The sequence below is a fragment of the Rhizobium sp. L1K21 genome (assembly GCF_024055895.1).
In the GTDB taxonomy this organism is placed as follows: domain Bacteria; phylum Pseudomonadota; class Alphaproteobacteria; order Rhizobiales; family Rhizobiaceae; genus Ensifer_A.
Map to the genome: position 1 here is coordinate 880,304 of NZ_JAMXLE010000001.1, position 25,865 is coordinate 906,168.

Sequence of the window (25,865 nt, forward strand, 5' to 3'; positions counted from 1 at the left end):
CCTTTCGATCCTCAGCTTTGAGTGATTTTGCGCGATGAACGGTCAGAGGCGTTTTACCGTTCGTTGCGGCGGTTGCGTATGCGTGTGACTTGGCCGTTTGGCTGGCCGATCATTGCGTGGTGATTTTAACCGAAGTGGAGCGAAAGCTCCCCTGAAAGGAGAGAAATTTGCAGATTTATGTGCGAGACAACAATGTGGAAAAGGCAATCCGGACACTGAAGAAGAAAATGCAGCGTGAAGGGCTTTATCGCGAGATGAAGGCACGCAAGGCTTATGAAAAGCCTTCCGAAAAGCGCGCGCGTCAGAAGAATGAAGCCATTCGCCGCCGCCGCAAGGCAGAGCGCAAGATGTTGCAGCGCGAAGGCTTGCTACCGCGCAAGGGTGGCCGCCGCTAGAGCCGGGGCCGCATGAGGAACGATCAATGGGGCGCGGTTCAGCGCCCTTTTTGATTCTCATCAAGGTAGATGCGCACCGCATTCTGGACATGACGGAAACGGTCGCCCCCCAGATGTTTGCCGCCATACCAGCGCGTTACCACAACGATATGATTTTCAAGCTTTTCCCGCTCCAGCATCTTCAGGATAATCATGCCTGCACCGCTCTCGCCGTCGTCATTCTTGATCTGGCCTTCTGAGCAGATCAACGCCCAGGTGTTGTGGGTCGCCTTGGCGAATTTCTTTGTCTTTTTCAGTTCCTCAAGGAAGACTTTTGCCGCCTCGGCAGAGTTGCAAGGGCCGCCGGACACGGCATATTTCGATCCACGGTCGGAAATGATGTTTTCGAGCGTCAGCATGGTGGAAGCGAATAAGCCCTCTCGTGCTGCCGATCAAGGTCTGCCATAGTTGGGGCAAACAAGGGGGGATTTTGATGCGGCTTTATGCGGAGTTGTTCGGGGACCACACGGCACAGACACCGATGGTTTTGATCCATGGGTTTGGGGGAAGTGCTGCGGCTTGGAATTCGGTGCGCAGCTTTTTGCCGGCCACCATGCCGCTGATTGTCTATGACCTTCCGGGGCATCGTCATTCCGTGAATGCGGAAGGATCAGGTGGGGCAGGGCGCATGGCAAAGGCGCTTCTGGCCGATCTCGATGCGCGTGGAATAGGCCAGTTTCATCTTGCCGGCCATTCCATGGGCGGCGCGGTTGCGACGCTGATTGCATTGCGGGCCGGCGATAGGGTGGGTTCCCTAACCCTTTTTGCGCCGGGGGGAATGGGACCGGAAATCGATGCTGCCGGGCTGAAGGCCTTCGCACGGGCTGAGACGGCAGAGGCCATTCGTGCTGAAATGCAGACGATGGTCGCCAATGGTTTCCATGTACCTGAAGAGCTCATCAATTCGATTGTCGCGGAGCGTCAGCAGGTGGGTGCGAAAGAGGCTCTGCTTTCCGTTTATGCGGCGATGTTCGCTTCGGAAGGCGCGGCGGAACAAGGCGCGATCCCGCGCGATATGCTGGCAAGCATTACCAAGCCCGCGGCGGTCTATTGGGGCGATCTGGACCCCACGCTTCCGGTGAGCCAGATGGCGCGTATGCCTGAAAACTTCGAAAAAACGACCATTTCCGGTGTGGGGCATATGTTGCTCGATGAGTGCCCGGAGCGGGTGGCCCATGCGCTGATTTCGGCGTTCGGACGGTAGTGTTTTGCATCCTCAACGTTGATCAGACGTCTTGTGTCAGTTTGGCAGCAATACCTTGCCCACGCCGGATAGCGCGGGCGAAGGTCAGCGGAACCGGTTCCTTCAACAAGGCCGCAAACAGCAGATTTCCCAATGCACTCCCGCTACGCAGGCTATCCAGCGCGCACTGCAGCGCCGGTTCCTTTTGTAGGCGCAGAGAGAGCCGGCGGGCCAAGGGCTCCGGCAGCTCCTCGTCAAGATAGGCAGATAGTTGGACGTTTACGGGGAGCTGGTCAAACATGTCAGCGTTCGTTTTCAAATCATGCCCTTTTCTTCATGGGTTGTCCGACCATCTCAGCAAGGCGCAGACGGGCGGTGGAGAGGCGGCTCATGACGGTGCCGATCGGAATTCCCAGGATATCGGCGGCCTCGCGATAGCTGTGTCCTTCGACGTTGACGAGGAGGAATACGGAAGCGAGCCCTTCCGGCATCGACTGGATCATCTCCTTGACCTGCGCAATATAGATCGCGTCCTCGCCTGATGGGCTGACATTGAGCTCGTCCTGCTCGGAGAAATCCACGTTGCCCTTGCCGAGCCGGACCTTGCGCTTCCGCACCTCGTCGATCCACATGTTGCGCATCATGGTGTAAACCCAGCTTTCAAATCCTGCCTGCGGCGGGCGCAGGTGCGCCTTTGTGATCGTCTTCTCGCATGCTTCCTGCACCAGATCGTCAGCATCGTTGGCATTGCGTGTCAACGTGATGGCAAATCGGCGCATGCGCGGTAGAAAACGAACCAGCTCCGCACTTTCGTTGCGGCTAACGCTTGCTTCAAACATTTCACTTCCCCGGTAATACGTTCCTATTGGCGCCTTTATTCGACGTTTTGCAGCTGGCCGCTGTTTCCGGGGGAACAGGGGCGGACTAACCATTCCGAAAGCCATTGACATTTAATCAATCGATTGATTAAATTGATGTGAATTACAGGCGAGGCAAAAAAGTGAATATCGAGAAACCGATTTCAGGTGCGGAAATCACACGAAAGGCACTGGTCGAAGCGGCCCTCAGGCTGTTTGGGGAAAAGGGCTATGAGGCGGTCTCCACACGCGAGATTGCGGATCATGCGGCAGCCAATATTGGGTCGATTGCCTATCATTTCGGCGGCAAGCCCGGATTGCGGCTTGCCTGTGCGGATTATGTCATGGGGCGGATACGCTCCTTCATCGGCCCGGCCTTTGCCGGTCCGTTGCCGAAACTGTCACCGGCTGAGGCCGTATCCGTGCTGGAATGGCAAGTGGAGCAATTCGGCCGGTTTGTTGCCACTTCAGGCGAAGCCAAGCTGCTTGCAACGTTCATATTGCGTGAGGTCATGCAGCCGGGGGAGGTCTTCCAGACCGTCTACAGCCAGCTTTTCAAGCCGGTTCATGAGCGGATGTGCGAGATTTTTGCAATGGCGACCGGCCAGGATGCGGAGGCGGAAGAGGTGCGTCTGGCCACCTTCTGCATGCTTGGGCAAACCATCTACTTCCGTATCGGCAGGCCCGCGATCATGCAGCGCATGAACTGGGAAGACATACGTGAAGAGGAAGCTGACAAGATTGTCGCCGTGTTGAAAACGAACCTGCGCGGGCTGATTGCAGCCTACAAGAAGGACTAGGCCATGTTTGAAGGCTTGCTTTGCGCCATACCGATTGTCAGCTCGCTTTTGAGTGCCTGTGCGCCGGACAAGCCGCTGGCGACGGGCTATGTGGAAGGCGAATATGTGCGCCTTGCGCCCATTGATCAGGCGCGCATCGAGACGCTGAAAGTGAAGCGTGGAGACCGCGTAGCCGCTGGCAGCCTGGTGGCGGAACTGGAAAGCGAAGATGCGGTCTATTCCGTCAATCAGGCAACGGCGGCGCTTGGGCAGGCCAGGTCTCAACTGGCCAACCTGCAGGTGGGATCGCGACCGGAAGAGGTGGCGGTCATCCAGGCCAATCTGGCATCGGCGATTGCCCAGTCGGAGGAGGCGCAGCGCACGCTGAAGCGCACGGCAGACCTGCTCAAACGCGGCATTGCCGCTCAATCGGACTATGACAAGGCGCAGACCGCCGCCGAACTCGCCAATGCTTCGGTGCAGCAGATGCAGGCCAATCTTGCCGTGTCGCAATTGCCGGCGCGCAAACAGCAGATCGAGGCCGCAAAAGAGGCGGTGAAACAGGCCGAGGCATCTTTGGAACTGGCGCAGTTCCGGCTGCAGCGCCGTTCGCTCAAGGCACCGGCAGATGGTGTGGTCGACGATGTGATCCGCCGTGTCGGCGAGCTTTCGGGGCCGTCGCAGCCGGTGGTCTCCATTTTGCCGGATGGTGCGGTGAAGCTGCGCATTTATGTGCCTGAGAAATATCTCGCCTCCATCGCTTATGGAAAGGTTCTGGCGGTGCATTGCGATGGCTGTTCGGGCAAAGACAAGGCGCGCATCACCTATATTTCCGACGGTCCGGAGTTTACCCCGCCGGTGATTTATTCGCTCGATAACCGGCAGAAGCTCGTTTATCTCGTCGAGGCGCGGCCGGAGCCTGGCAGTGCGGCGTTGAAGCCCGGTCAGATTGTCGATGTGGCACTGGAAGGTGCTGATCCATGACCAATGCGATTGAGGTCAGCGGGCTCACCAAGCGCTTCGGCGAGAAGACTGTTGTCAATGATGTCAGCATGTCAGTGGCCGAGGGTGAAATTGCCGGCTTTCTCGGGCCGAACGGTTCGGGCAAGACCACCACGATCCGCATGATGTGCGGTCTGCTGACGCCGGATGAGGGCGAGGGGCAGGTACTCGGTTTCGATCTGCGCAAGGATGGTCTGAAGATCAAGCGCGAGGTGGGCTACATGACCCAGCGTTTTTCCTTTTACGAAGATCTGTCCATTGAAGAAAATCTCATGTTTGTCGCGCGGCTTTATGAGCTGAAACCTGCGGCGCAGAATGTTCGCGATACGCTTGAGGATCTGGGGCTGACGGCGCGGCGCAAGCAGATGGCCGGTACGCTTTCGGGCGGCTGGAAACAGCGGCTGGCGCTGGCTGCCTGCATCATGCACAAGCCGAAACTGCTTTTGCTGGATGAGCCGACGGCTGGCGTGGACCCGAAGGCTCGGCGCGAATTCTGGGATGAGATCCACCAGCGCGCGGCCGACGGCCTGACGGTGCTGGTTTCCACCCATTACATGGACGAAGCCGAACGCTGTCACCGCATCAACTACATTTCCTATGGTCGCCTGCTGGCCAGCGGCACTGTGGAAGAGGTGGTTTCCAATGCCGGCCTTACGACCTTTGTTGTTCATGGCAAGAACATTGCCGGACTGGCTGAAGAGTTGAGGGGTAGAGAAGGCATTTCACAGGTGGCGCCCTTCGGCGCAACGCTGCATGTGGTCGGCGAGGATCGCGCGGCGCTTGAAACCGCACTTGCCGATATTCGCAACCGACCCGGCGTTGAGGTCAACAGGGGGCAGACCAGTCTCGAAGATGTCTTTATCGAGTTTATGGCGCACTCCACGGACAATATGTTATGAGCGGCTTTTTCTCCTTCCAGCGGCTCGGGGCTCTGCTTGCCAAGGAATTCATCCAGATGCGGCGCGACCGCATCACCTTTGGCATGATGCTGGGCGTGCCGTTGATGCAGCTTCTGCTTTTTGGTTTTGCAATCAATAGCGACCCCAAGGACCTGCCTGCCGTTCTGGTCTCCACCAAGCCTGACCATTATGTTCGCGCCATGGTGTCGGCGCTGGAACTGACGGGCTATTACCGTTTCATCAAGGTTGGCGCTTCTGCGGAAGAGGCAGAGCAGATGATTGCGGAAGGAACGGTGTCCTTCGTCGTCACCATTCCCTCCGATTTTGCCGCCCGTGTTGATCGCGGTGATCGGCCGCAGCTTCTCATCGAGGCGGACGCAACTGATCCGTCGGTTGCTTCAGGCGCCATTTCAACGCTCTCAACAGTCACTGCGCAGGCGCTTCTGCGCGAGCAGGGGCTGGAGGCTCAAGCGCAGCAATCGGCTGAAAATCAGATCGAGGTGGTGGTGCACAAGCGCTATAATCCGGAAGGCGTGACGCAATACAACATCGTTCCGGGGCTTCTGGGTGTCATTCTGCAGATGACCATGATGATGATGACATCGATGGCGCTGACGCGGGAGATTGAGCGCGGCACGATGGAGAACCTGCTTGCCATGCCGGCAAATCCGGCGGAAATCATGCTCGGAAAGGTCATGCCCTTCATGGCGGTGGGCGCTATGCAGGTGGTTGTGGTACTCGTCGCCGCCAAGCTCCTGTTCGGTGTTCCCTTTGTCGGCTCCATGACGCTTCTGCTGGCGGCAATCCTGGTTTTCGTGCTGGCGCTGGTTCTTCTGGGCTATGTATTTTCCACCGCCGCCAGAAACCAGATGCAGGCCATGCAGCTGACCTTCTTCTTCTTCCTGCCGTCGATCCTGCTGTCGGGTTTCATGTTCCCTTATCGCGGCATGCCGGAATGGGCGCAGATGCTGGGTGAGATTTTTCCGCTCACGCATTTCCTGCGTGTCATTCGCGCCGTCATGCTGAAAGGTGCAGACTGGAATGCGGTTTCGTTTGAAATCCACGTGCTCATCGGCTTTATCGCGGTCTATGTTCTGATTGCGCTCACACGCTTCCGCAGAACGCTTGATTAGAAGGGGTTAGAGCTTGTCGCTCTGCGCGAGGATGAAGGCTCCATCGTCGCCCTCCATGGCGAAGCGCTCGCGGGTGAGTTGCCAATTGCCTGCCTCGCCAGAGATGGAAAAGAGATTATAGCCTGCCGGCGGTTTCCGTCCGCCCTGACCTTGCGATGCCGATGCGATGCCAACGACAGGAACAGGCCCATCGCGTCCTTCCAGATGGTAGACTGTGTTGAGATGGGTATGGCCGTGCAGCACCAGCTCTGCACCGACCTCCCTCAACATCTTTCCAAAACGGCGAATGCCGGTCATGCGCTTGTAGTTTGAGGCTGCACCGCGAACGGGGGGGTGATGGATCAGCACGACGCGGAACAGGCCGCGTTCGCCTGCTTCCTTCAGCAGTTGTCTTGTGCGTTCTGCCTGGTTTGGGCCGAAGGTGCCGTTTGCCGAGAAGGGCGGCGTGGCATGCGCCGTCGAACAACCGATCAGGGCAACGGGGCCGCGTACCCTCAGGTAGGGAAATTGGGGTGTTTCGGAAAGTGGAGCGCCGTCGGCGGTCAGAAACGGCCTCCAGGCCTTTAAAGATCGGCTTAACGCGCGCGGCACGTAAGCATCATGGTTGCCCGGCACCACCGAAATTTCCTGTGGGTCGCCGAGGTTTTCGAGCCACATCTGGGCCTTATCGATTTCCGTGCGCGCCGCGAGGTTGACTAAGTCACCCGTAATTGCCAAATGGTCCGGCGCTTGGGCGCGTATATGCTCGATCAGCCGCGTTAACGTATCGCCGAAAAGGTGTTTCTTGCGATTGCGCTGCCAATTGACATAGCCGGTAATTCGCTTGGACATGAGCTCGCGCATGGTAATGGCTGGCAGCGGTCCGAGGTGGACATCAGAGATGTGGGCAAGTTTGAACATAGGCGGGTTTTATCCGCGCGTTTTTAGGTGAGCAAGACAATGAGTGAAGAAAACGCCCCGGAAGTCAGCAGCAAATGGATGCTCTTTCTGGCCAGGATCCTGCATATATGGTTTTTGCTCAGCCGCGGAATGACGCTCGGCGTGCGCGCTGCCTGTTTTGATGGGCAAGGCCGCGTCTTTCTGGTCAAGCACGGCTATATGCCAGGCTGGTATCTTCCCGGTGGCGGTGTTGAATGGGGTGAAACCATGCTGACAGCGCTTGCCAAGGAAATTCGCGAAGAGGGCAACCTTGTTCTCACCGAACCGGCGCAATCCTTCGGGCTTTATCTGAACCGCAACGTGACACCGCGCGACCATGTGCAGCTTTATGTCTGCCGCAATGTCGAGCAGACGGCTCCGCGTGAGCCGGACAAGGAAATCATCGAGTGTGGCTTCTTCGAAATCGGCAATCTGCCGGAAGATACCACACCGGCCACCCGCCGCCGTCTTGCCGAGATCATGGGCGAGGCCCCGATCTCGGAAGAGTGGTAAGACGGTCTAAAGGTTGTCCCGCCCGTGCGGGGCTTCAAGGTCCTGGGCAGGCCCGACGGGCACGATTGCGGTCGGGTTGATCATCGTGTGGCTTGCATAATAGTGCGACTTGATGTGGTGGAAATTCACCGTCTCTTTCACGCCCGGCCACTGGTAAAGCTCGCGCATATAGGCTGAGAGGTTCGGATAGTCGGCAATGCGGCGGATGTTGCATTTGAAATGGCCGACATAGACCGGGTCGAAGCGGATGAGCGTCGTAAAGAGCCGCCAGTCGGCCTCCGTCAAACGGTCGCCCATCAGATAGCGGTTCGAAGACAGCCGTTCTTCCAGCATGTCGAGTGTTTCAAACAGCGGGAAGACGTTTTCCCCATAGGCTTCCTGCGTGGTGGCAAAGCCGCTCTTGTAGACGCCGTTGTTGACCGTGTCGTAGACGCGCGCGTTGATTTCTTCGATACCGTCGCGCAGGTCCTCAGGGTAGAAATCCTGCTCATCCCCGGTCAGATCGTTGAAGGCGGAGTTGAACATGCGGATGATTTCGGCGGATTCGTTCGAGACAATCGTGTTCTGCTTCTTGTCCCACAGAACCGGCACGGTCACGCGGCCCGAATAATCCGGTTTGGCGCGGGTATAAAGCTGCCAGAGATAATCCAGACCATAGAGCGCATCGCCGGTTGCGCCATCGCGCTTCTTGAACTCCCAGCCGTTCTCGCGCATCAGATAATCGACAACCGAAACGGATATGATGTCTTCGAGCTTCTTCAGCTTGCGGAAAATGAGCGTGCGGTGCGCCCAGGGGCAGGCCAGGGACACATAGAGGTGATAGCGTCCTGCTTCTGCCTTGAAGCCACCGTCGCCAGTCGGCCCCGGTGAACCATCTGCCGTCACGAAGTTACGGAATGCGCTTTCGGAGCGCTTGAACTTCCCTTCGTTTTCCTTCGTGTCGTACCAGACATCCTTCCAGATGCCATCAACCAGCTTACCCATTATCAATCTCCTTTCGTATGGAGATAGTGGCAAGGAATCAGAAAATGAACCGTAAATGCGTTGAACGGTCCGTTTTGCTATTGGCGACGCTCAAAAATACTGCTATCGGCGTTCCTACTTTTTGGGGAATGTGCATCCGATGTTTGCGAACAACCTGCGACGACGCTGAAGATCTTTTTGAAAACGCGCATTTGCGCGACCGGTCTTTTATGCAGTTTATCGCGGTTTGAACATCCATGAAAAAGCACGACGTCCTCTTCCTGACCGAAGACGCCACCCACGACGACATTATCGAAATCATCAATGACGAAGCGTTCGGCCCAGGCCGGTTCGCCAAGGCTGCCCAGCGCATCCGTGAGCAGGGGCCGCATGACCGCGCGCTGTCCTTCGTGGCAACCGACAATGGTGCCGTTATCGCATCTGTGCGCATGACGCCGGTGCTGGCGGGCAGTGTGAACGGCCATCTCCTTGGCCCGCTCGCCGTGCGCCCCTCCCACAAGAACCTCGGCATTGGTCGCGAGCTTGTCCGCATCGCGGTGGAAGGCGCGCGCAAAAAAGGCTCCGAAGGCGTCATCCTCGTCGGCGACCCACCCTATTACGGCCCGCTCGGTTTCGAAAAGGTGGCCTATAATGCACTGGAATTTCCCGGCCCGGTCGATCCGGCACGCGTGCTTGTGGTGCCGATGGCGGATGATACGCATGCGCGGCTGAAAGGTGTGATTGGCTGGCGGGGGTGAGGGGCACGAGGCTGCGGGGAGGGTCGGTTTGCGCTGTGATCAGCGATATGGATATGGCCTCAGGGCTCCTCGCCGCGTCGGGTGTGCAAGAACCGTGCGAATATCATCGTGCCCGTTCAAAGTTCCTGTCCTTCGTTGGTTTTTCATGCGCATCGACGGACAGGAATTTATTTCAGGTGTTGGTCATTCAAACCGACTGCAAACTCACCCGCTTCTCAAGCCTGGCTGCTTCTTCCTTCCGCTCGCTGTATCGGTCGGTGAGATAGGCGGCGCAATCACGGGTCAGCAGGGTGAACTTCATTAGCTCCTCGCAGACGTCAACGACACGGTCGTAATAAGACGAGGGCTTCATCCGCCCATTCGCGTCGAATTCCTGCCATGCCTTGGCAACGCTGCTCTGGTTCGGAATTGTGATCATACGCATCCAGCGCCCGAGTAGGCGGAGCGCGTTGACGGCGTTGAAGCTCTGTGATCCGCCTGAAACCTGCATGACCGCGAGCGTCTTTCCCTGTGTTGGGCGGATTGCGCCGATGGACAACGGAATCCAGTCGATCTGTGCCTTCATGATACCCGTAATCTGGCCATGCCGCTCGGGACTGACCCAGACCTGCCCTTCAGACCATTCAGACAGTTGCCGCAGTTCTTGAACCTTTGGATGTTCTACCGGCGCATCATCGGGCAGTGGCAGCCCGGATGGGTCGAAGAAGCGGACTTCTGCTCCGAGTTCGGTCAGCAACCGGCCTGCTTCTTCGGCCAAAAGGCGGCTGTAGGAGACCTGCCGCAGTGAGCCATAGAGGATCATAATTCGCGGTGGATGGCTCGAAAAGGCAGGACGCAGGGCGTCAAGATCAGGCTTTGCGAGATGTTGCGGCTCGGCGGCGGGAAAATCAGCCAATACGTTTGCCTCCTTCACCCAAGATGGCCTCTCCGTCCTCCTTGACGAATGGTGCCTTGAAAGCGTCTGCGGGCAGAATGTCGAGGACCACTTCGGACGGGCGCGATAGGCGCGTTCCCATCGCAGTGACGACGAAAGGCCGGTTGATCAGGATCGGCTCGGCCAACATGGCATCAAGAAGCGCATCGTCAGATAGGGCCGGATTATCAAGCCCCAGTTCGGTGTAGGGCGTACCCTTCTGACGAATGGCTTCGCGGACTGTCAGACCCGCATCTGCAATCATGCTGACCAGTTTTTCGCGGCTCGGTGGTGTGTTTAAGTATTCGATAACAGTGGGTTCGATGCCCGCATGCCGGATAAGCTCGAGCGTGTTGCGCGACGTCCCGCAGGCTGGATTGTGGTAGATCGTGACGTCCATGATCAGGATTCCTTGACCGCAGTGGTATTGCGGGCCACAGCGGGGGCGCTTTCGTACCACCCTTTGGAGTGGTTCACGATCCAGACAACCGAGAGCATCACGGGAACCTCGATGAGAACGCCAACTACAGTCGCAAGCGCTGCGCCGGAGTTGAAGCCGAACAGGCTGATAGCGGCTGCCACGGCGAGTTCAAAGAAGTTCGAGGCACCGATCAGCGCAGAGGGTCCCGCGACACAATGCTGCTCGCCCGACCAGCGGTTCAAAAGGTAGGCAAGCCCGGAGTTGAAATAAACCTGGATGAGGATGGGAACAGCAAGCAACGCGATGACGCCGGGCTGAGCAATGATCTGTTCTCCCTGGAAGCCGAACAAAAGAATGAGGGTTGCAAGCAGGGCAACAAGGGACAGAGGCTGCAATCTGCCAAGCAGGCTTTCGAGCCGGGTCGTCGAACCGTTCGTTATAAGCGCGCGGCGGATAAGCTGGGAAACGATCACTGGGATGACGATGTAGAGCACAACCGACAGAATGAGCGTGTTCCACGGGACGGTGATCGCGGAAAGGCCGAGCAGCAGAGCAACAATGGGTGCAAAAGCGACGACCATGATTGAATCGTTGAGTGCTACCTGGCTCAATGTGAAATGTGGTTCACCCTTTGTGAGGTTGGACCAGACGAAGACCATCGCCGTACAGGGCGCGGCTGCCAGGATGATCAGTCCGGCGATGTAGCTGTCGATCTGTGTTTCCGGCAGCAGGGGGCGAAACAGCCAACCGATGAACAGCCAGCCGAGCAGAGCCATCGAAAACGGCTTGACGGCCCAATTGACCAGCAAGGTCACGCCGATGCCGCGCCAATGTCTTCCCACCTCGGATAGTGCTGCAAAATCGATCTTCAGCAGCATCGGAATGACCATCAGCCAAATCAGAACGGCGACGGGCAGATTGACCTGCTCGACTTCCATAGAGCCGACTGCATGGAAAAGGCCGGGGAATGCGTGACCGAGCGCGATACCGGCAACAATGCATAGAGCTACCCAGACTGTGAGATAGCGTTCAAATGTGGACATGCTCAGGCGACCTTTCCGTCGGGATTGGTTGAACCTTCCATGGTGCCAATCTGTTTAAGCTTCGTCTCAAGCGCCATCTTGTCGATTGATGCGAGAGGCAGGTTGGTGAATGCGACGATGCGGTTCTTCAAATAGCGTGCAGCTTCTGCAAAGGCTCGTTCCTGTTCGAAAGCTGTACCTTCCACAGCCGCGGGGTCCTCGACACCCCAATGGGCAGTCATCGGATGGCCGATCCATAAAGGGCAAGTCTCACCGGCGGCATTGTCGCAGACCGTGAAAACGAAGTCGAACTCCGGAGCGCCGGGTTCGGCGAATTCGTCCCAGCTCTTTGATCGGAAACCCTCATGCGGATAACCGAGCGCGGAAAGCGTCTTCAGCGAAAGCGGATGGACTTCACCCTTGGGGTGACTTCCTGCAGAATAGGCATTGAAATGCCCTCCGCCTTCCTTTTGCAGTATGGATTCGGCCAGAATGGAACGGGCAGAATTGCCCGTGCAAAGAAACAGAACATTATAAACTTTGTCGGACATGACGGTGTTCTCTCTGGTTAGGCATCTACCTGCGGTCGTGTGTTTGGTGGACAACAGGGGCTGAGCTCATCAATGAGCGGGGCGCAGAGACTTGCGTTGCCGCCACAGCAGTCCTTGAGAAGGTACAGAGTGACGTCTCGCAGCACATCAAGGTCAGCGCGATAGATAATCGATCTGCTATGGCGCTCGCCTTTAACCAAGCCTGCTTGCGACAGGGTGGAAAGATGCGCCGACATCGTGTTCGACGGCACGCCGATCAAACGCGCGAGCTCTCCGGCGGCTATCCCATCGGGTTCGTTAGATACCAACAGCCGAAAGGTCTCGAGCCTTGTCGCCTGCGCAAGAGCGGCCAGTGCCGCGATAGTTTTTGTATTATCCATATATCCAGAATAATGGAAATTAGTTTGTTGTCAATGTCGGGTCGCTCCGATCTGCGAAAGAACATGTATGCGGCCGTGGCGCGCATCCTGGCGTTCATGATCGGAGAGCTGCCGCGCGCATTTCCTCGATGCCTTGCTCCCAAGTGACCACTGGAGTGTATCCCAGTTCGTTTTGGGCGCGGCGGTCGGACATGGTGAAGTCGTAGCCGACCAGTCGCAGCATCTGGCGCGTCAGCGGCGGCTCCCCCCTGAGGCGGAAGGTGCGCCACGCCGCTTCCATGATGGTCGCCATGAACCACGCGACACCGAGGGGGGCAGATCTGTCGCCCGGATCAACGCCTTGTGTGGCAAGCAAGGTGCCCATCACCTCCCGCAGGCTTCGGTCCTGACCGTCGGTGACGAAATAGGCGCGGCCACCGGTGGTAGAGTTTTCAGCCGCAAGCACTGCGGCATGGCACACGTTCTCGACATGCGCGGTGGACATCAGACTTTTGCCGCCGCCCGGCCACCTGAACCTCCCGGCATTCACATTGTGGATTGTCTCGCGGATCATGGGCATGCCGGCACCCCAGATCATGGGGGGAAGAATGATCGCCGTGCGCATGCCCGCAGGGTCGTCGGCTTCGATCAGAAGCTGCTGCGCGCGCCCCTTGCTGGCAATGTAAGGCGCCCAATGGGGGAAAGAGAGCGGTGCGTCTTCGGTAACGTCGCGCATGGATTTTCCCGGCCCCATGACAACGGCACCCGCGCCGATCTGAATGAAGCGTTTGACCCCTTGTGCCTTTGCGGCCTTCAGAACATTGCGTGTTCCGTCGACATTCGCCCGCTCGAAGGCTTCTGCCGTCCCCCACAGCTTGAACATGGCGGCTGCGTGGAACACCACTTCAGCATCACCGATCCCGCGTGACAGCGCATCCACGCTGTCGAGGTCGCCCAGTACCGGCACGGCACCCAATGCTTGCAGTTTCGCCGCATCACCAGGTGATCGGTGCAAGGCGCGCACCTGCCAGCCTCTGTTCACGAGCATCTTGATCAGTCGGCCACCGAGAAAGCCGGTGCCACCTGTTACGAAGGCCTTGGTCATTTTGCTACCTTTTAGTCTGATCTCAGTAACAAGTTACAAAATACGTATATTGTAACTTGTTGACAAGGGGTGGCGGCGTGCGTATTTTCCGCCCATGCCGGAAAAGCAAAATCTCATCTCGCCTGCGACGATCCTTGAAGCCGCGACTGCCCTTGTCCGCAGGCTGGGCGAAGGCAAGACGAATATGGTGGATATCGGCAGAGCGCTCGGGGTCAGCCATGCTGCGCTCTATCGGTTCTTTCCTTCCAAGGCCGCGGTTATGGACGCCATCGTTCAGGAAGCCATGGATGAAGAAGAGGAACTTGCCCGTAGGTGGTTGGAGGCGGATGGCACCGCGGCCGAACGTCTGCTGCAAATGGTGCTCGACATTCATCATCGCAAGCGTGCGCGGTTCTCAGGCGACAGGGAGATCCATGAACTTTTTCGGCGCATTCTGGTCGAGCGCCAGGACATGATCGTCGCTTATGCGCAGCGCATGACCCGGCTGATCGAGAAGCTGATCGCCCAGGGTGTTGAGCGGGGAGAGTGGCACGTGAATGACGTTTCCATAGCGGCAGCCGTGGTGCGCGACGCTGTCACGGTCTTCGTTCATCCCCAACTGCTTGCGCAGGCCATTGAGATGAACGCGCCTGTTGAGCCTCAGCTACGCGCCACGGTGGCAACCTTAACACGAGCCTTCGAGGCCGGCGTTGACTATGGCCTGCATCCCTCTGCGGATTAGGCGGTCCAGTGCCTTATCGCCCCTCACGCCACCACATCGCGCTGACCGCCATCAAAAGCGCCGCCAATCCCAAAAGCCCCGTAAACAGCGGCAGCGTATTGATGCCCTTCAGGACCGTTTCGTCGGTGAGGCGGAAGACCATGCGGTTGCCGCTGTCGATGCGGACCTGGCCGCGGACGGGAAGGATTTGCGGCAGTTTGATACCGTCACCGTCGGCCAGCCTCTGGACGATGCCGTGGGAGGCACTGGCGATGTTTTGGAGTGTTTCGGTCGTCGAGACTTCGGCCTTGAATTCCGGTGCATCCACAGCGCCCAGGTGAAGCAGTGTGGTCAGGTCGCCGTTTTGAATGTGCAGGAGGCCGGTTTCTTCGGCCGTGAAGCGGCCCCGGTAGAGGCCGGGCTCTTCACGGGTCAGCGGCACCTGCACACTCTCGCCCGAGGGCAGTTTCACTGTTGCGGGCTCGGCAGAGTCGGCGAGCGTCTGGCGGGTGATTTCGACCGTCAGCCCTTGTGATGTGGCGGTCAGCGCCTCTTCTTCAAGCTCCGGTTCTTTCATCAACCAATGGGCGATGCGCCGGTAAAGCGCCACATGCGGGCCGCCTTCATTGTAGCCGCGTTCCCAGAGCCAGCCCTGATCGGATAACAGCATGGCCACGCGGCCTTCGCCCTCGTGGTTCAGCACCAGAAGCGGGTCTTCGTTGGCACCCACCATCACCGTTTCGCCTGATGGCCGGTTCACATCGACGGTGCGGAACCAACGGTCCCAGGCGGGTGGTTCGCTGTCGGCCCCGCGCAGTCCCCGTGTGACGGGATGCTTGCGGCCAATATCGGAGAGGCGGGGATAATAGGGTTCATTGTCCACGTTGCCGGTTGGCAGCGCGGGCAGAATGTCGGCAAGCGGCGTGTCGGCGATCGTGTGGGTGCTGGCATATTCGGGGCCTGCGGCGACTAAAAGCGCGCCGCCATTGCGCACATATTCGCCGATATAGTCATAATAGAGGATCGGCAGAACACCGCGGTGCTGATAGCGGTCGAAAATGATCAGGTCGAAATCGTTGATCTTGTCGACAAACAGTTCGCGCGTCGGAAAGGCAATCAGCGACAGTTCGTTGATCGGCGTGCCATCCTGTTTTTCCGGCGGGCGCAGAATGGTGAAATGCACGAGGTCGACGGAGGTGTCGGATTTTAAAAGATTGCGCCAGGCGCGCTCACCCATATGCGGTGCGCCCGATACGAGCAGAACGCGCAGGTTCTGGCGTATGCCGTCAATGACGTGAACGGCGGTGTTGTTGGTGGCGGTCACTTCGCCCGGCAGTGCGGCGACCTGCAGTTCGAGAACGTTTTCGCCGCCCTTGTCGAGGGTGAACTGCATGGTCTGCTCGCGTCCGGGGACAGCGCGCACCTTGCCGAATTCCTCGCCGTTCAGCCGCACGGTCACCAGCGCTTCACCGCCGGGGCTCTTGCCATCATCAACCACGCGGAAGGTCAGTTCCTGGGGTTCTTTCACGAGGCCGAAGCGCGGCGCTTTGACCACCTCGACGCGACGGTCGAACTCGTCTTCACGCCCGGTAATCAGCGCGTGAACCGGTGCGTTGAAGCCCAGCTGGTCGATATTGTCTGGAATATCGTGCACCTGACCGTCCGTCACCAGAACAGCACCGCCAATGCGGGTGGGCGGCAGGTCGGAAAGTGCGGATGTGAGGGCGGTGAAAAGCTGTGTAGAGGGCGAATTGTTATCGCTCTTGTTGCGCACCTCGATCACGCGCGGCTCAATGCCGGAGAGTTTTGAAAGGCGCTCCTGCAAGGCTGTTACGGCCATATCCGTCTGCGCCTGCCGCTCAGGCAGTTGCTGGCTCTGGCTCTTGTCCACCACGATGGCGACAATGGATGAGAGCGGATCGCGGATTTCGGAAACAAAAGAGGGGTTGCAGATGGCCAGCAGCAGAAGCACCAATGCGGTGGCGCGCAGCCATGCGCCGCGCAGACGTGCCCGCAAGCCGATTGCAATCAGAACGGCGGCAACGAAAGCACCGGCTGCAATTACAGGCCATGGCAAAAGCGGCGCAAAGCTGATCGAACTCATTGGCCGAGCCTTTCGAGAAGGGCAGGCACATGCACCTGATCGCTCTTATAATTGCCGGTTAGCATATACATGATGATGTTCACGCCGGTGCGGTAGGCCATTTCGCGTTGGTTTCCGTCCGAGGCAGACATCGGCAGCAGCGGATAGCCCTGATCATCCACCGCCCAGGCACCGGCAAAATCGTTGCCCGTTATGAGGATCGAGGACACGCCATCGGCCTGGCGTGCGCCGCTAGGGGAGGCGTCGCCGGCAGCTTCAACCCATAGCGGGCTACCCGTATAGCGGCCCGGAAAGTCCTGCAAAAGGTAAAAGGATTTTGTCAGCACATGGTCGGCAGGCACGGGCTCAAGCGGCGGGATATCCAGATTGGAGAGAATGTCCTGAAGCCGTCTGCCATTTGCGCCCGTGGTGCCGTCAAGAACGGCATATTGGTCGCGGGTGTCAAAGATCACCGTGCCGCCCGAGCGCATATAGGCACCGATGCGGCTGATGGCCTCCGGCGAGGGCACGGGCGCGGTGGAGGTTACGGGCCAGTAGATGAACGGGTAAAACACGAGATCGTCCGTCTCGGGGTTCACGCCGATCGGTTCACCCGGTTCGAGTGCGGTGCGATAGCTGATGAATTCGGACAGCCCCTGCAAACCCGCATGCGAAACATCGTCCACTGTGTTTTCGCCGGTCAGCACATAGGCGAAATGGGTCTCATCGACCGCGGCCATGATCTTTTCGTCGCCCGGCATGCGATCATCGGCGCGGGCATCATGGAAAGCGCTCATGCCGAACATGATGGCCAAAACAACTGCCGCGCTCGTGGAGATCGACCGGCGGGGACGCGGGATCGCATCATTGGTCACCAGGACTGCGATACTGTCTGCAATCAAGAGCAGGAATGCGGCGATCAGCAGATAGCTGCGCAGCGAAACCTGATCGGAGCCGGTAAAGCCCATCTGCCTGAGGGCGGGAAGCCCTGTGAGATCGAGCGGCTTCAGTTCTGCCCCCGCGCTGAAGAGGTTGAGCGCGCGGAAGCCGTCTTCGGACCCATAAAGGCCGGGCGGGTTGTCGATGCTGACGCTGGTTTGCGTGATATCGCCGCCCGGCAGCGCCTTGGCTGCGCCTGTCTGTGTTGTGAGCTGACCGTTTGCATCGAGAAGGCGATAAGGGGGCAGGGCGCCCTGCTGCTGAGTTGCGCCGCCGGTGGAGGATGAGAGCTGCACCAGCCGGCGCAGCATTTCAACGAAACTGCCCGAAAGTGTCAGGTTCGACCATGTGGCTTCCGCACTTGTGTGGAAGAGAATGATATTGCCCGAACCCACCTTCTTGCCGGTCACAAACGGTGTTCCGTCAGCAAGGCTTGCCCATGTGTTCTGCTCAAGATCGGGTGAGGGTTCAGCAAGAACCTGACGGTTGATCAATACGTCCTTGGGCGTTGGCAAACCGAAGAAAGGGCTTGTGCGGGTGAACGGGGCGAGCGGCTGCGGCTCGCTCCAAGACATGGCACCTGAGAGTGTGCGCTCGCCCTGGCGCAGGCGAATGGGAACGAGCGGGTCATCCGTCGGTGCGGAGGCCAGGCGCGGACCGGCAAAGCGTATGAGCGTGCCGCCATTTTCAATCCAGTTCTCCAGTGGCGGATAGGCTTCGTCCGGCAGGCGACCGATGTCGGCCATCACGATCACGGAGGGCTTTTCTTCAATCAGGCGCGGGATGACCTTGAGGAAATCACTGCCGTCCGGCTCGCTGATATCGGCATAGGGCGAAAGGGCCACGCGGATGTAATAAAGTGGCGACAGAAGCGGCTGGGCGAGATCGCGTGCCTCGCCGCTCAGGAGGCCGACACGTCTGCGCTTGAAGGCGTCGTCCAGAAGGTATGTGGTTGCCGCACTCGGTTCGGCGCGCAGGACAACGCGGGCAAAGTCGTTGCGCAACTCGAAGGGGGCTTCAATGCTGCCGGTCGTCTCCGTCGATCCGGCGCCAAAGCTGAGTGTGCCGGAGGCAATCACACGACCTTTTGTGTCCAGCGCATCGGCCTGAAATGTCTGCGCCTCGGCAGAAGAAAGCCGGGCAGCGTTGATTTCGATACTGTTTGCCGTGTTGCGGACCGATGTCAGAGCAACCGTGCTTGCTGCATCGCCTTCGATCAGGAGCGTATCCTGCGGCTTCAGCGCTGCAATGGCTTCACCAACACCCTCATCCTGTGCCGCGACACCGGAACTGACGAATGCAAAGGTGCCCGGCTCAGTGCCGCCAAGCGCCTCACTGATGGCCTTGATGGCGGTTTCGCGTTTTGCCGGTAGCGGCTGCGGTCTTGCTGCGTCGAGCTTTTCGATTGCTGCGCGGGCATCGCCTGCGGTCGCATCGTTTTGTGCGTTGGCGGTGAAGGCTACGGACACGGGGATGTCCTTGTCCTCAGCCTCGGCGACCAGAGCCTTTGCGGTTTCGATCCTCTGTTCCCATTCCGGTGCTGAGGCCCAGTCATTGTCGACGAGCAAAACAAGCGGGCCGGTGGACGACAGCGTGCTTTCGTTTGGATTGAGCACCGGGCCGGCCATGGCCAGAATGGCCAGCGTGGCCAAGAGCATGCGCAGCAAGGTCAACCACCATGGGCTGGTGGCGGGCGTTTCCTCAGGCTTCAACACGCCTGAGAGAATGGCAAGCGGCGGGAAAACCTCGCGGCGCGGTCGCGGTGGCGTCAACCGAAGCAAAAGCCAGATCGCCGGAATGGCAATGAGGGCGACCAGAAGCCAGGGGGCCGTGAATGCAAAAGCCCCCATCACGCCCCACCTGACGCTTCGCCGGGACGGCCGGAAAGATACATGTGAATCTTGACCAGCGCTTCGGAGGCCAGTCTTCCGGTGGAATGTGGCGTGAAGGTCCAGCCAAGCTGGCGCAGGCCTTCGCCCAGGCTCTCACGGCGTGCAAAATAGGCGGTGCGATAATCGTCCCGCAATGTTTCGGCGCGTCCCGCGGTGATTCTTACGCCGGTTTCGGGGTCGGAGAACTCGGTTCTGCCGGAATAGGGAAAATCTTCCTCCGCGGGGTCTGCCACTTCGATCACATGGCCGCGAAAACCGCGTCTTGCCAGCGGCCTAATGCGGTTCATGATCGTTTCGGCGGGATCGAGAAAATCACCGATCAGAACGATATCGCTGCGCGAGCGGATCATGGATGTGTCGGGCAAACCGCCGGTTTGATCGGAATGCAGAAGTGCGACAGCCAGCCGTTCGGAGGCGTTGCGTGCCGCCACCGGCTCCATAACACCCGGGCAGCCGATGCGCTCGCCGGACCTTGCCAGGATCTCGGCCAACGCCAGCATGAGCACCAAGGCCCGGCTCTCTTTCGAGACCTGCCCGAGCGAGGACTTGTACATCATGGACGGCGACATGTCGGCCCAGAGCCAGATCGTGTGGGCGGCTTCCCATTCCTGATCGCGCACATAGGTGTGATCATCACGGGCAGAGCGCCGCCAGTCGATGCGGGCGAGATTTTCACCCTGCGCATAGGGGCGGAACTGCCAGAAATTTTCACCAATCCCGCGTTTGCGGCGGCCGTGCCAGCCGCTGATCACCGTATTGGCGACGCGTTGTGCTTCGACAAGGCAGTCGGGGATGAGGGCGGCGCGCGCCTGCGCCCGGGCCAGCGCTTCGCTGCCCGCAACCGGTTCAACGCTTTGTCCGATTGCCGCCATCCAATAACGTCCTATTGTTCTGTGAGGCCGGCAATGACCTGTTTGACACTCATACCCTCGGCACGGGCTGCGAAGGTGAGCGCCATGCGGTGTTGCAGCACGGCTTCGGCACTTGCCATTACATCGTCCACGGAAGGGGCGAGCCTGCCTTCGTAAAGCGCGCGAGCGCGGGTCACCAGCATCAAGGCCTGACCGGCGCGGGGGCCGGGACCCCAGGCCACATTCTTGTCGGTCATCTCATTGCCGTGACCGGGACGGGCTGACCGCACGAGATCAAGAATGGCGTCCACCACCTTCTCGCTCACCGGCATCTGGCGGATGAGCCTTTGAATTTCCATGAGCCTTTCGGTGGTGATGACAGGCTCAGCGGTGCGTTCCGAAACGCCAGTGGTTTCGAGAAGGATCTGCCGCTCGGCTTCGAGTTCCGGATAGGGAACATCGATTTGCAAAAGGAAGCGGTCGAGCTGGGCTTCGGGGAGCGGATAGGTGCCTTCCTGTTCCAGCGGGTTCTGTGTGGCCAGAACGTGGAAGGGTTGGGGCAGGTCGTTGCGCTGGCCGGCAACGGTCACGTGATATTCCTGCATGGCCTGCAAGAGTGCCGACTGGGTGCGCGGTGAGGCGCGGTTGATTTCGTCGGCCATCAGAAGCTGCGTGAAAATCGGTCCGCGGATAAAGCGGAAAGACCGACGGCCTTCAGCATCCTGATCCATGACTTCAGAGCCCAGAATATCGGGCGGCATCAGATCGGGGGTAAACTGGACGCGGCGGGAATCAAGCCCGAGAACGGTTCCAAGCGTTGTCACCAGCTTGGTCTTGGCCAGCCCCGGCACGCCCACCAGCAGTGCGTGGCCGCTGGAAAGGATGGCCAGAAGTGCCTGTTCCACCACCGCTTCCTGGCCGTAGATCACCTTGCCGATCTCAGCCTTGATGGTGGCGATATCCACAAGCGCTTTTTCCGCTTCAGCAACGATTGCTGCTTCGTCCATGGCATCCTCGAAACTGGCTGGTGCGCTCATGTTGGCCTCCTTGAAACCGGATTTTGCCGAATCGCGGAGAAACGGTCCCCGCTTGCGTAATGTCAGCTTATTCGCCTGTGACGGGCTGACAAGCGCTTTTCAAATCACTATTTCATGAATGACTGGAAGAAAGACAAAAGAATGGCAGACGGTAAACTCGATCAGGCTTCGGATGCGGCAGGACTGGCGGCGATGATATCGCGGGCGGCAAAATCAGGACGTGGCTTGCCGCCTGTGGATAAGTGGGAACCGCCGTTTTGCGGTGATCTCGATATGGAAATCCGGGCGGACGGAACGTGGTTTTACCTCGGAACACCGATTGGCCGCGAGGCGCTGGTTCGGCTGTTCTCCACCGTCTTGCGCAAGGACGAGGATGGCAAGACCTATCTGGTGACCCCTGTGGAAAAGGTGGGAATAAAGGTCGAGGATGCACCATTCCTGGCAGTCGAGATGCGCCGGACCGAGCGTGACGGTCAGCCGCTTTTGACCTTCCGCACCAATGTGGGCGATCTTGTTGAGGCGGGTCCGGAACATGAACTGCGTTTTGTCATTCATGGCGACAACAACGAGTTAAAGCCATACCTTCACGTTCGCGGGCGGCTGGAGGCGCTTGTTTCACGGGCTGTCATGTACGATCTGGTGGAATTGGGCGAGACTGTTGTCATTGATGGCGTTGAGATGTTCTGCGTGCGCTCCGGCGGTGCAACATTCCCGATCATGCCAATGGCCGAGCTGGAATCGCTGAGCGAATGACGCGTGAACGGTTCAGTATCGAGGAGTTCAAGCGGCGGGCGCTTAAGCAGGTGGGCGAGCCGGACCATCTCGATTGGGAAGATCATGCCGATGTTTTGCTCAATCCGGGACTTGCCGAGACGTTGACGCAAGTTCATCTGCGCGACGCAGCAGTGTTGATACCGGTGATTGATGATGACGGTGATCCGCGCGTTATTTTTACCCGGCGCACGTCCAATCTGCGTAAACATTCAGGGCAGGTGGCTTTCCCTGGTGGCGCAGTTGATGCGGGCGATGTGTCGGTTGAGTCAGCGGCCCTTCGCGAGGCGGAAGAAGAAATCGGACTGGCGCCTGAATATGTCGATGTGATTGCGCGGCTGCCAGACTATTCCACAATGACAGGTTTCAAGATCGCCCCGGTCATTGCCTCCGTGCGCCCCGGCTTTGTGATTGAGCCGAACCCGGACGAGGTGGATTACGTGTTCGAGGTCCCGCTGGCTTTCTTGATGAATGAGGGTAACCATCGTCTCGAGAGCCGCGTCTGGGAAGGACGCGAGCGCTATTATTATTCCATGACTTATGGTGAGCATTACATTTGGGGTGTGACGGCCGGAATTCTGCGCACACTCTACGAAAGGCTATACGGATGGTGAGTGTCGCTCAGGAAGACTGGTTCAACGAACCGCGGCTGAAGCGGGTGATGGACCTCCTCAACGGTGATGGTGGCGAGGCGCGCGTGGCGGGCGGTGCGGTGCGAAACGCGCTGATGGGCCTGCCGATCTCTGACGTTGATATTGCAACGACACTGCTTCCCCAGGATGTGGTGGCGCGGGCTGAAGATGCCGGTCTAAAGGCTGTGCCAACCGGAATAGAACATGGCACCGTGACGCTGGTGGTGGAAGGCCGTGGCTTTGAGGTGACGACCCTGCGGCGTGACGTGGAGACCTTTGGGCGCCATGCCGAGGTGGCTTTCGGTACGGACTGGAGGCAAGATGCCGAGCGTCGCGATCTGACGATGAACGCCCTCTATGCGGACGCGGAAGGCCAGGTGATCGACCTTGTCGATGGCATTGCCGATGTCGAAACCCGCACAGTGCGCTTCATCGGTGAGGCTGAAGATCGTATTCGCGAAGATTATCTGCGGATTCTCCGCTTCTTTCGCTTCTTCGCTCATTACGGGTCCGGCAGGCCCGATGCCAGCGCCCTGAAGGCGATTGCACGCACGAAAGAGGGTATTTCCAAACTCTCGGCGGAGCGCGTGTGGCAGGAGCTCAAAAAACTTCTGGCCGCTGAGGATCCTGGTCGGGCGCTCTTGTGGATGCGCACGACCGGTGTTTTGACGCTGGTTCTGCCGGAAAGCGAAAAATGGGGGATCGACGAGGTGCCTGCGCTGGTGGACGCGGGCAGAGCCTTTGGCTGGAAGCCTGATCCGCTGTTTCGGCTGGCCGGCATGGTGCCGCCGGACAGCGCGCGGTTGAGCGCCATGGCCGAACGGTTGCGCATGTCGAAGGCCGAGGCGGGCTTCTTCGAGCGCTGGGCCGCAGCGCCGGAGATTGCCGATGATCTTGCCGGGACAGCGCTTGACCGGATGCTTTACCGGTATGGTCCCGACGGCATTCTGACCCGGCTTCGCATCAAGCTTGCTATTGCGCGCGCCAAGAGTGGTGGCGATATCGATATGACGGCAAAGGTTGCGCGGCTGAGTGAACTTGTGCGGCGGGCTGAAAACTGGTCTCGACCGCAATTTCCCATCAGCGGTGCCGATATGATTGCGCTTGGCGTTACACCGGGTCCGCAGATCGGAGAGATACTGGGCAAGGTCGAAGATGCCTGGGTCGAGCGTAATTTCTCCGGCGATCGGGATATGCTGCTTGAGCGCGCCAAAGCGCTGTTGGCTAAGCCGGATTAACGTCCGGCCATAACCGAACCTCAGTCTGCTGCTGAAAGCGGTGTGCCGCGCGAGATCTTGCGGCTTACACGATCATCAGCAAGGCCGATGCGTTTCTCGCCATCTTTTTCGACAATCTTGTGAAGGCGCTGGGCGGGTGAGAAGACCACCAGCTTGTCACGTCCACTTTCCTTGGCGATATAGAGCGCGCAGTCGGCTGCGGCAACCAGCAGGTCGAAACCATTGCCTGCCTTTTCAACTGTGGCCATGCCGATGCTGACTGTCAGCTTGATTTCCACGTTATGAAACTGAATGCTTCTGGCAGCAACGTGCTGGCGCAATAGTTCGAGTGTCTGTTCTGCCTGATCGGCAGACTGCGGCAGATAGATGCCGAATTCTTCACCGCCCAATCGTCCGAACAAGGCAGATGGCGGCAGCTTTTCACTTACCAAGTGCGCAAATTTTATCAGCGCGTGGTCGCCGGCCTGGTGACCATATTGGTCATTGATCAGTTTGAAGTGATCGACATCGATGATGGCAAGTGCAGCACTGTCATTGGCGTCTTCCAGCAGGCGTTCGGTGTCTTTTACGAAGGCCCGGCGATTGGATATGCCTGTCAGCGCGTCGGTTTCGGATGCAATGCGATGCTGTTCTTCTGAACGATCCTTGATGAGAATGACGCAGGAGATCGCAACGAAGACGGTGTGGATGAACGACTCCAGCATGAAGAGCTTCCACAACGCGTTGTTGATATGCGTAACCACGCTAGGTGAGGGGTTGGTGAGGGCAAAAACGACCTGAGCGAAAATGACAACGACGTGGGCAACAAGAAATACCAATAGCGGAAACGCCATGGGGAGGCGGCGGTTGAGCGGATTGCCATAAAGTGTATAGGCCGACAACAATGTTATCGCACCCGTGATCCCGCCATGCAGCGCGATTTGCAGATATGTATCATGGCGTAGCTGCGGCCAGAGCAAATAGATTGCCAGCCAAACTGTCGGTGTCAGCCAAATAGGCCATTTCGGCACCGCTTGATTGCTGAACGCACGAAAGCCGGCCCAAAAAAGCATGTAGGCCGAGAATGATATAACGGAGTGCGTGGCGGCTAAAAGGACGATATGCTCCGGAAAGATCGAGCGCACGGACACGACGAGCGGAGCGATGGCACCGAGCAGAAAGCACAAAAACCAATAGCCAGCAGCGCTCTCCCGACGGTCGTTTAATGCGACAACGCCCATTGCAACGCTGGCCGTGACCATCGAAATAAACGCACAAATGAAAATTGTCGGTATGCTGATCAGCGCCACTTAACGCTCCCCTTTTCAACGAGGGGAGCCTAGGTGCAAAGCTTAAATATACTGATAACGCGGAGGCAGATAACAGGCGCAATCTGCCAACTGTCAATTTAAGCCGCTTTGGACGTGTCTCTGATCCGGGCTTTGATCTCTTCGACCATATTTTCGCGGATATATGTCTCGCCGTGGGTGTGACGCAGGTGTTCCACCGCGCGGCGAACCACTTCGGCACTATCGTCTGCGCGGGTGTGCCAGTCACACCCGGGGACCAGGCTACCACATTCAAAGGTTTTCATCGTTTCCTCCTTTCGCCGGCATGCGTTTTGTCACGCAGTGCAATTTCCATGGGGAGGACGCCGCCGTTCTTGTCGCGCATCTCGGCGATTGAACGGAGGCGTGCATGTTTAATCCCGCCTGCTAGTGCGTTTCGCGCAGGTGTTCCGGCATTGCCCATGAATTGTAGGCGTCGCTGGATGCCGGCCCGTGGTTTACCGTATCCGAAGGCTTATCTTCGAGCTGGATCACCTTTGTCCATTCGGTATTCTTGAAACGCTTGGACGGAATGCGATTGACATCTGACGCCGCCGAACCGGGGGCATCTTGCTTGTATGCAGGATTACGAAACTCAGTCATGC

General features: G+C 58.5%; 30 protein-coding genes. 12 read left to right on the top strand and 18 right to left on the bottom strand.

Going from position 1 to position 25,865, the window contains the following annotated elements:
• Positions 1–167: 167 nt before the first annotated feature.
• Positions 168–395: a 30S ribosomal protein S21 gene (rpsU, locus tag NHF56_RS04140; protein ID WP_252801821.1), complete on the top strand. Its 228-nt coding sequence runs from the start codon at positions 168–170 to the stop codon at positions 393–395.
• A gap of 38 nt (positions 396–433) precedes the next feature.
• On the opposite strand, the gene NHF56_RS04145 is transcribed toward rpsU, so the two are convergent.
• Positions 434–793 (bottom strand): YigZ family protein, encoded by a 360-nt coding sequence (locus NHF56_RS04145; RefSeq protein WP_252801823.1) that lies wholly within the window; start codon positions 791–793, stop codon positions 434–436.
• A gap of 74 nt (positions 794–867) precedes the next feature.
• On the opposite strand from NHF56_RS04145, the gene NHF56_RS04150 reads away from it, so the two are divergent.
• Positions 868–1,638 carry an alpha/beta fold hydrolase gene (locus NHF56_RS04150; protein ID WP_252801824.1) on the top strand — a complete coding sequence of 257 codons (771 nt, stop codon included), beginning with the start codon at positions 868–870 and terminating at the stop codon, positions 1,636–1,638.
• Between the two features lie 22 nt (positions 1,639–1,660).
• Here NHF56_RS04150 and NHF56_RS04155 read toward each other — a convergent pair whose 3' ends face one another.
• Both NHF56_RS04155 and NHF56_RS04160 read right to left on the bottom strand, forming a co-directional pair.
• Positions 1,661–1,918 (bottom strand): hypothetical protein, encoded by a 258-nt coding sequence (locus NHF56_RS04155; RefSeq protein ID WP_252801825.1) that lies wholly within the window; start codon positions 1,916–1,918, stop codon positions 1,661–1,663.
• Between the two features lie 19 nt (positions 1,919–1,937).
• On the bottom strand, positions 1,938–2,456 hold the full coding sequence (locus NHF56_RS04160) for an RNA polymerase sigma factor (RefSeq protein ID WP_252801826.1): 519 nt from the start codon (positions 2,454–2,456) through the stop codon (positions 1,938–1,940).
• 161 nt (positions 2,457–2,617) lie between these two features.
• Between NHF56_RS04160 and NHF56_RS04165 the strand changes: the two genes are divergently transcribed.
• From NHF56_RS04165 to NHF56_RS04180, 4 genes are read left to right on the top strand one after another with little or no spacing between them, the layout of a single operon-like run.
• Positions 2,618–3,274, top strand: a complete 657-nt coding sequence (locus tag NHF56_RS04165; RefSeq protein ID WP_252801827.1) for a CerR family C-terminal domain-containing protein — start codon at positions 2,618–2,620, stop codon at positions 3,272–3,274.
• A 3-nt stretch (positions 3,275–3,277) separates the two neighbouring features.
• Positions 3,278–4,237 (top strand): HlyD family secretion protein, encoded by a 960-nt coding sequence (locus NHF56_RS04170; RefSeq protein WP_252801828.1) that lies wholly within the window; start codon positions 3,278–3,280, stop codon positions 4,235–4,237.
• Positions 4,234–5,154, top strand: a complete 921-nt coding sequence (locus NHF56_RS04175) for an ABC transporter ATP-binding protein (protein WP_252801829.1) — start codon at positions 4,234–4,236, stop codon at positions 5,152–5,154. Before NHF56_RS04170 ends, NHF56_RS04175 begins: the two co-directional genes overlap by 4 nt.
• Positions 5,151–6,287, top strand: a complete 1,137-nt coding sequence (locus NHF56_RS04180; RefSeq protein WP_252801830.1) for an ABC transporter permease — start codon at positions 5,151–5,153, stop codon at positions 6,285–6,287. The genes NHF56_RS04175 and NHF56_RS04180 overlap by 4 nt, the downstream gene beginning before the upstream one ends.
• 6 nt (positions 6,288–6,293) lie before the next feature.
• Here the strand turns inward: NHF56_RS04180 and NHF56_RS04185 are convergent, their stop codons facing one another.
• Positions 6,294–7,187: a metallophosphoesterase gene (locus NHF56_RS04185; RefSeq protein WP_252801831.1), complete on the bottom strand. Its 894-nt coding sequence runs from the start codon at positions 7,185–7,187 to the stop codon at positions 6,294–6,296.
• 39 nt (positions 7,188–7,226) lie between these two features.
• On the opposite strand from NHF56_RS04185, the gene NHF56_RS04190 reads away from it, so the two are divergent.
• Positions 7,227–7,718 carry an NUDIX domain-containing protein gene (locus NHF56_RS04190; protein WP_252801833.1) on the top strand — a complete coding sequence of 164 codons (492 nt, stop codon included), beginning with the start codon at positions 7,227–7,229 and terminating at the stop codon, positions 7,716–7,718.
• 6 nt (positions 7,719–7,724) lie between these two features.
• Here the strand turns inward: NHF56_RS04190 and NHF56_RS04195 are convergent, their stop codons facing one another.
• On the bottom strand, positions 7,725–8,702 hold the full coding sequence (locus tag NHF56_RS04195) for a glutathione S-transferase family protein (RefSeq protein WP_252801836.1): 978 nt from the start codon (positions 8,700–8,702) through the stop codon (positions 7,725–7,727).
• A 236-nt stretch (positions 8,703–8,938) separates the two neighbouring features.
• Here NHF56_RS04195 and NHF56_RS04200 point away from each other — a divergent pair, with 236 nt between their 5' ends.
• Positions 8,939–9,439, top strand: a complete 501-nt coding sequence (locus tag NHF56_RS04200) for a GNAT family N-acetyltransferase (protein WP_252801839.1) — start codon at positions 8,939–8,941, stop codon at positions 9,437–9,439.
• Between the two features lie 187 nt (positions 9,440–9,626).
• On the opposite strand, the gene arsH is transcribed toward NHF56_RS04200, so the two are convergent.
• From arsH to NHF56_RS04230, 6 genes are all read right to left on the bottom strand, one after another.
• Positions 9,627–10,352: an arsenical resistance protein ArsH gene (gene arsH / locus NHF56_RS04205; RefSeq protein WP_373456246.1), complete on the bottom strand. Its 726-nt coding sequence runs from the start codon at positions 10,350–10,352 to the stop codon at positions 9,627–9,629.
• Positions 10,327–10,752 (bottom strand): arsenate reductase (glutaredoxin), encoded by a 426-nt coding sequence (arsC, locus tag NHF56_RS04210; protein WP_252801841.1) that lies wholly within the window; start codon positions 10,750–10,752, stop codon positions 10,327–10,329. The genes arsH and arsC overlap by 26 nt, the downstream gene beginning before the upstream one ends.
• A 2-nt stretch (positions 10,753–10,754) precedes the next feature.
• Complete coding sequence (gene arsB, locus NHF56_RS04215; protein WP_252801843.1) at positions 10,755–11,816, bottom strand: ACR3 family arsenite efflux transporter; 1,062 nt, start codon at positions 11,814–11,816, stop codon at positions 10,755–10,757.
• A gap of 2 nt (positions 11,817–11,818) precedes the next feature.
• Positions 11,819–12,346: an arsenate reductase ArsC gene (locus tag NHF56_RS04220; RefSeq protein ID WP_252801846.1), complete on the bottom strand. Its 528-nt coding sequence runs from the start codon at positions 12,344–12,346 to the stop codon at positions 11,819–11,821.
• Between the two features lie 17 nt (positions 12,347–12,363).
• Positions 12,364–12,726, bottom strand: coding sequence for a helix-turn-helix transcriptional regulator (locus tag NHF56_RS04225; RefSeq protein ID WP_252801848.1), 363 nt, complete (start codon positions 12,724–12,726; stop codon positions 12,364–12,366).
• A 94-nt stretch (positions 12,727–12,820) separates the two neighbouring features.
• Positions 12,821–13,810: an NAD(P)-dependent oxidoreductase gene (locus NHF56_RS04230; RefSeq protein ID WP_252801850.1), complete on the bottom strand. Its 990-nt coding sequence runs from the start codon at positions 13,808–13,810 to the stop codon at positions 12,821–12,823.
• Between the two features lie 94 nt (positions 13,811–13,904).
• Here NHF56_RS04230 and NHF56_RS04235 point away from each other — a divergent pair, with 94 nt between their 5' ends.
• A complete protein-coding gene (locus tag NHF56_RS04235) occupies positions 13,905–14,531 on the top strand; it encodes a TetR family transcriptional regulator (protein WP_252801852.1) in 627 nt (208 codons plus the stop codon).
• A 13-nt stretch (positions 14,532–14,544) separates the two neighbouring features.
• Here NHF56_RS04235 and NHF56_RS04240 read toward each other — a convergent pair whose 3' ends face one another.
• The 4 genes from NHF56_RS04240 to NHF56_RS04255 are packed head-to-tail and all read right to left on the bottom strand — an operon-like array spanning position 14,545 to position 21,312.
• Positions 14,545–16,614: a hypothetical protein gene (locus tag NHF56_RS04240; protein WP_252801853.1), complete on the bottom strand. Its 2,070-nt coding sequence runs from the start codon at positions 16,612–16,614 to the stop codon at positions 14,545–14,547.
• Entirely contained in the window at positions 16,611–19,382 is a 2,772-nt protein-coding gene (locus tag NHF56_RS04245; RefSeq protein ID WP_252801854.1) for a DUF4159 domain-containing protein, read from the bottom strand. Before NHF56_RS04245 ends, NHF56_RS04240 begins: the two co-directional genes overlap by 4 nt.
• Positions 19,382–20,296, bottom strand: coding sequence for a DUF58 domain-containing protein (locus tag NHF56_RS04250; protein WP_252801855.1), 915 nt, complete (start codon positions 20,294–20,296; stop codon positions 19,382–19,384). The genes NHF56_RS04245 and NHF56_RS04250 overlap by 1 nt, the downstream gene beginning before the upstream one ends.
• A gap of 11 nt (positions 20,297–20,307) precedes the next feature.
• Positions 20,308–21,312 (bottom strand): MoxR family ATPase, encoded by a 1,005-nt coding sequence (locus NHF56_RS04255; protein WP_252801856.1) that lies wholly within the window; start codon positions 21,310–21,312, stop codon positions 20,308–20,310.
• Between the two features lie 141 nt (positions 21,313–21,453).
• Between NHF56_RS04255 and NHF56_RS04260 the strand changes: the two genes are divergently transcribed.
• The 3 genes from NHF56_RS04260 to NHF56_RS04270 are packed head-to-tail and all read left to right on the top strand — an operon-like array spanning position 21,454 to position 23,953.
• Positions 21,454–22,065: a DUF1285 domain-containing protein gene (locus NHF56_RS04260; RefSeq protein ID WP_252801857.1), complete on the top strand. Its 612-nt coding sequence runs from the start codon at positions 21,454–21,456 to the stop codon at positions 22,063–22,065.
• Complete coding sequence (locus tag NHF56_RS04265; protein WP_252801858.1) at positions 22,062–22,697, top strand: CoA pyrophosphatase; 636 nt, start codon at positions 22,062–22,064, stop codon at positions 22,695–22,697. Before NHF56_RS04260 ends, NHF56_RS04265 begins: the two co-directional genes overlap by 4 nt.
• On the top strand, positions 22,691–23,953 hold the full coding sequence (locus NHF56_RS04270) for a CCA tRNA nucleotidyltransferase (protein ID WP_252801859.1): 1,263 nt from the start codon (positions 22,691–22,693) through the stop codon (positions 23,951–23,953). The genes NHF56_RS04265 and NHF56_RS04270 overlap by 7 nt, the downstream gene beginning before the upstream one ends.
• Before the next feature lie 20 nt (positions 23,954–23,973).
• On the opposite strand, the gene NHF56_RS04275 is transcribed toward NHF56_RS04270, so the two are convergent.
• The 3 genes from NHF56_RS04275 to NHF56_RS04285 form a co-directional block, all read right to left on the bottom strand.
• Positions 23,974–25,242 carry a diguanylate cyclase domain-containing protein gene (locus NHF56_RS04275; RefSeq protein WP_252801860.1) on the bottom strand — a complete coding sequence of 423 codons (1,269 nt, stop codon included), beginning with the start codon at positions 25,240–25,242 and terminating at the stop codon, positions 23,974–23,976.
• Between the two features lie 98 nt (positions 25,243–25,340).
• Positions 25,341–25,526 (bottom strand): DUF1059 domain-containing protein, encoded by a 186-nt coding sequence (locus NHF56_RS04280; protein ID WP_252801861.1) that lies wholly within the window; start codon positions 25,524–25,526, stop codon positions 25,341–25,343.
• A gap of 121 nt (positions 25,527–25,647) precedes the next feature.
• Entirely contained in the window at positions 25,648–25,863 is a 216-nt protein-coding gene (locus tag NHF56_RS04285; protein WP_252801862.1) for a hypothetical protein, read from the bottom strand.
• Positions 25,864–25,865 lie beyond the last annotated feature (2 nt).

Excerpts from the sequence above, each read along its gene's own strand:
- NHF56_RS04160 (WP_252801826.1), bottom strand. The coding sequence starts at position 2,456 with ATGTTTGAAGCAAGCGTTAGCCGCAACGAAAGTGCGGAGCTGGTTCGT.
- NHF56_RS04250 (WP_252801855.1), bottom strand. The coding sequence starts at position 20,296 with ATGGCGGCAATCGGACAAAGCGTTGAACCGGTTGCGGGCAGCGAAGCG.
- NHF56_RS04200 (WP_252801839.1), top strand. The coding sequence starts at position 8,939 with ATGAAAAAGCACGACGTCCTCTTCCTGACCGAAGACGCCACCCACGAC.
- NHF56_RS04240 (WP_252801853.1), bottom strand. The coding sequence starts at position 16,614 with ATGAGTTCGATCAGCTTTGCGCCGCTTTTGCCATGGCCTGTAATTGCA.
- arsC (WP_252801841.1), bottom strand. The coding sequence starts at position 10,752 with ATGGACGTCACGATCTACCACAATCCAGCCTGCGGGACGTCGCGCAAC.
- NHF56_RS04190 (WP_252801833.1), top strand. The coding sequence starts at position 7,227 with ATGAGTGAAGAAAACGCCCCGGAAGTCAGCAGCAAATGGATGCTCTTT.
- NHF56_RS04185 (WP_252801831.1), bottom strand. The coding sequence starts at position 7,187 with ATGTTCAAACTTGCCCACATCTCTGATGTCCACCTCGGACCGCTGCCA.
- NHF56_RS04175 (WP_252801829.1), top strand. The coding sequence starts at position 4,234 with ATGACCAATGCGATTGAGGTCAGCGGGCTCACCAAGCGCTTCGGCGAG.
- NHF56_RS04145 (WP_252801823.1), bottom strand. The coding sequence starts at position 793 with ATGCTGACGCTCGAAAACATCATTTCCGACCGTGGATCGAAATATGCC.
- NHF56_RS04270 (WP_252801859.1), top strand. The coding sequence starts at position 22,691 with ATGGTGAGTGTCGCTCAGGAAGACTGGTTCAACGAACCGCGGCTGAAG.
- NHF56_RS04245 (WP_252801854.1), bottom strand. The coding sequence starts at position 19,382 with ATGGGGGCTTTTGCATTCACGGCCCCCTGGCTTCTGGTCGCCCTCATT.
- NHF56_RS04155 (WP_252801825.1), bottom strand. The coding sequence starts at position 1,918 with ATGTTTGACCAGCTCCCCGTAAACGTCCAACTATCTGCCTATCTTGAC.
- NHF56_RS04235 (WP_252801852.1), top strand. The coding sequence starts at position 13,905 with ATGCCGGAAAAGCAAAATCTCATCTCGCCTGCGACGATCCTTGAAGCC.
- NHF56_RS04230 (WP_252801850.1), bottom strand. The coding sequence starts at position 13,810 with ATGACCAAGGCCTTCGTAACAGGTGGCACCGGCTTTCTCGGTGGCCGA.
- NHF56_RS04265 (WP_252801858.1), top strand. The coding sequence starts at position 22,062 with ATGACGCGTGAACGGTTCAGTATCGAGGAGTTCAAGCGGCGGGCGCTT.
- NHF56_RS04180 (WP_252801830.1), top strand. The coding sequence starts at position 5,151 with ATGAGCGGCTTTTTCTCCTTCCAGCGGCTCGGGGCTCTGCTTGCCAAG.
- arsB (WP_252801843.1), bottom strand. The coding sequence starts at position 11,816 with ATGTCCACATTTGAACGCTATCTCACAGTCTGGGTAGCTCTATGCATT.
- NHF56_RS04220 (WP_252801846.1), bottom strand. The coding sequence starts at position 12,346 with ATGTCCGACAAAGTTTATAATGTTCTGTTTCTTTGCACGGGCAATTCT.
- NHF56_RS04225 (WP_252801848.1), bottom strand. The coding sequence starts at position 12,726 with ATGGATAATACAAAAACTATCGCGGCACTGGCCGCTCTTGCGCAGGCG.
- NHF56_RS04170 (WP_252801828.1), top strand. The coding sequence starts at position 3,278 with ATGTTTGAAGGCTTGCTTTGCGCCATACCGATTGTCAGCTCGCTTTTG.
- NHF56_RS04195 (WP_252801836.1), bottom strand. The coding sequence starts at position 8,702 with ATGGGTAAGCTGGTTGATGGCATCTGGAAGGATGTCTGGTACGACACG.
- NHF56_RS04260 (WP_252801857.1), top strand. The coding sequence starts at position 21,454 with ATGGCAGACGGTAAACTCGATCAGGCTTCGGATGCGGCAGGACTGGCG.
- NHF56_RS04285 (WP_252801862.1), bottom strand. The coding sequence starts at position 25,863 with ATGACTGAGTTTCGTAATCCTGCATACAAGCAAGATGCCCCCGGTTCG.
- NHF56_RS04150 (WP_252801824.1), top strand. The coding sequence starts at position 868 with ATGCGGCTTTATGCGGAGTTGTTCGGGGACCACACGGCACAGACACCG.
- NHF56_RS04280 (WP_252801861.1), bottom strand. The coding sequence starts at position 25,526 with ATGAAAACCTTTGAATGTGGTAGCCTGGTCCCCGGGTGTGACTGGCAC.
- NHF56_RS04255 (WP_252801856.1), bottom strand. The coding sequence starts at position 21,312 with ATGAGCGCACCAGCCAGTTTCGAGGATGCCATGGACGAAGCAGCAATC.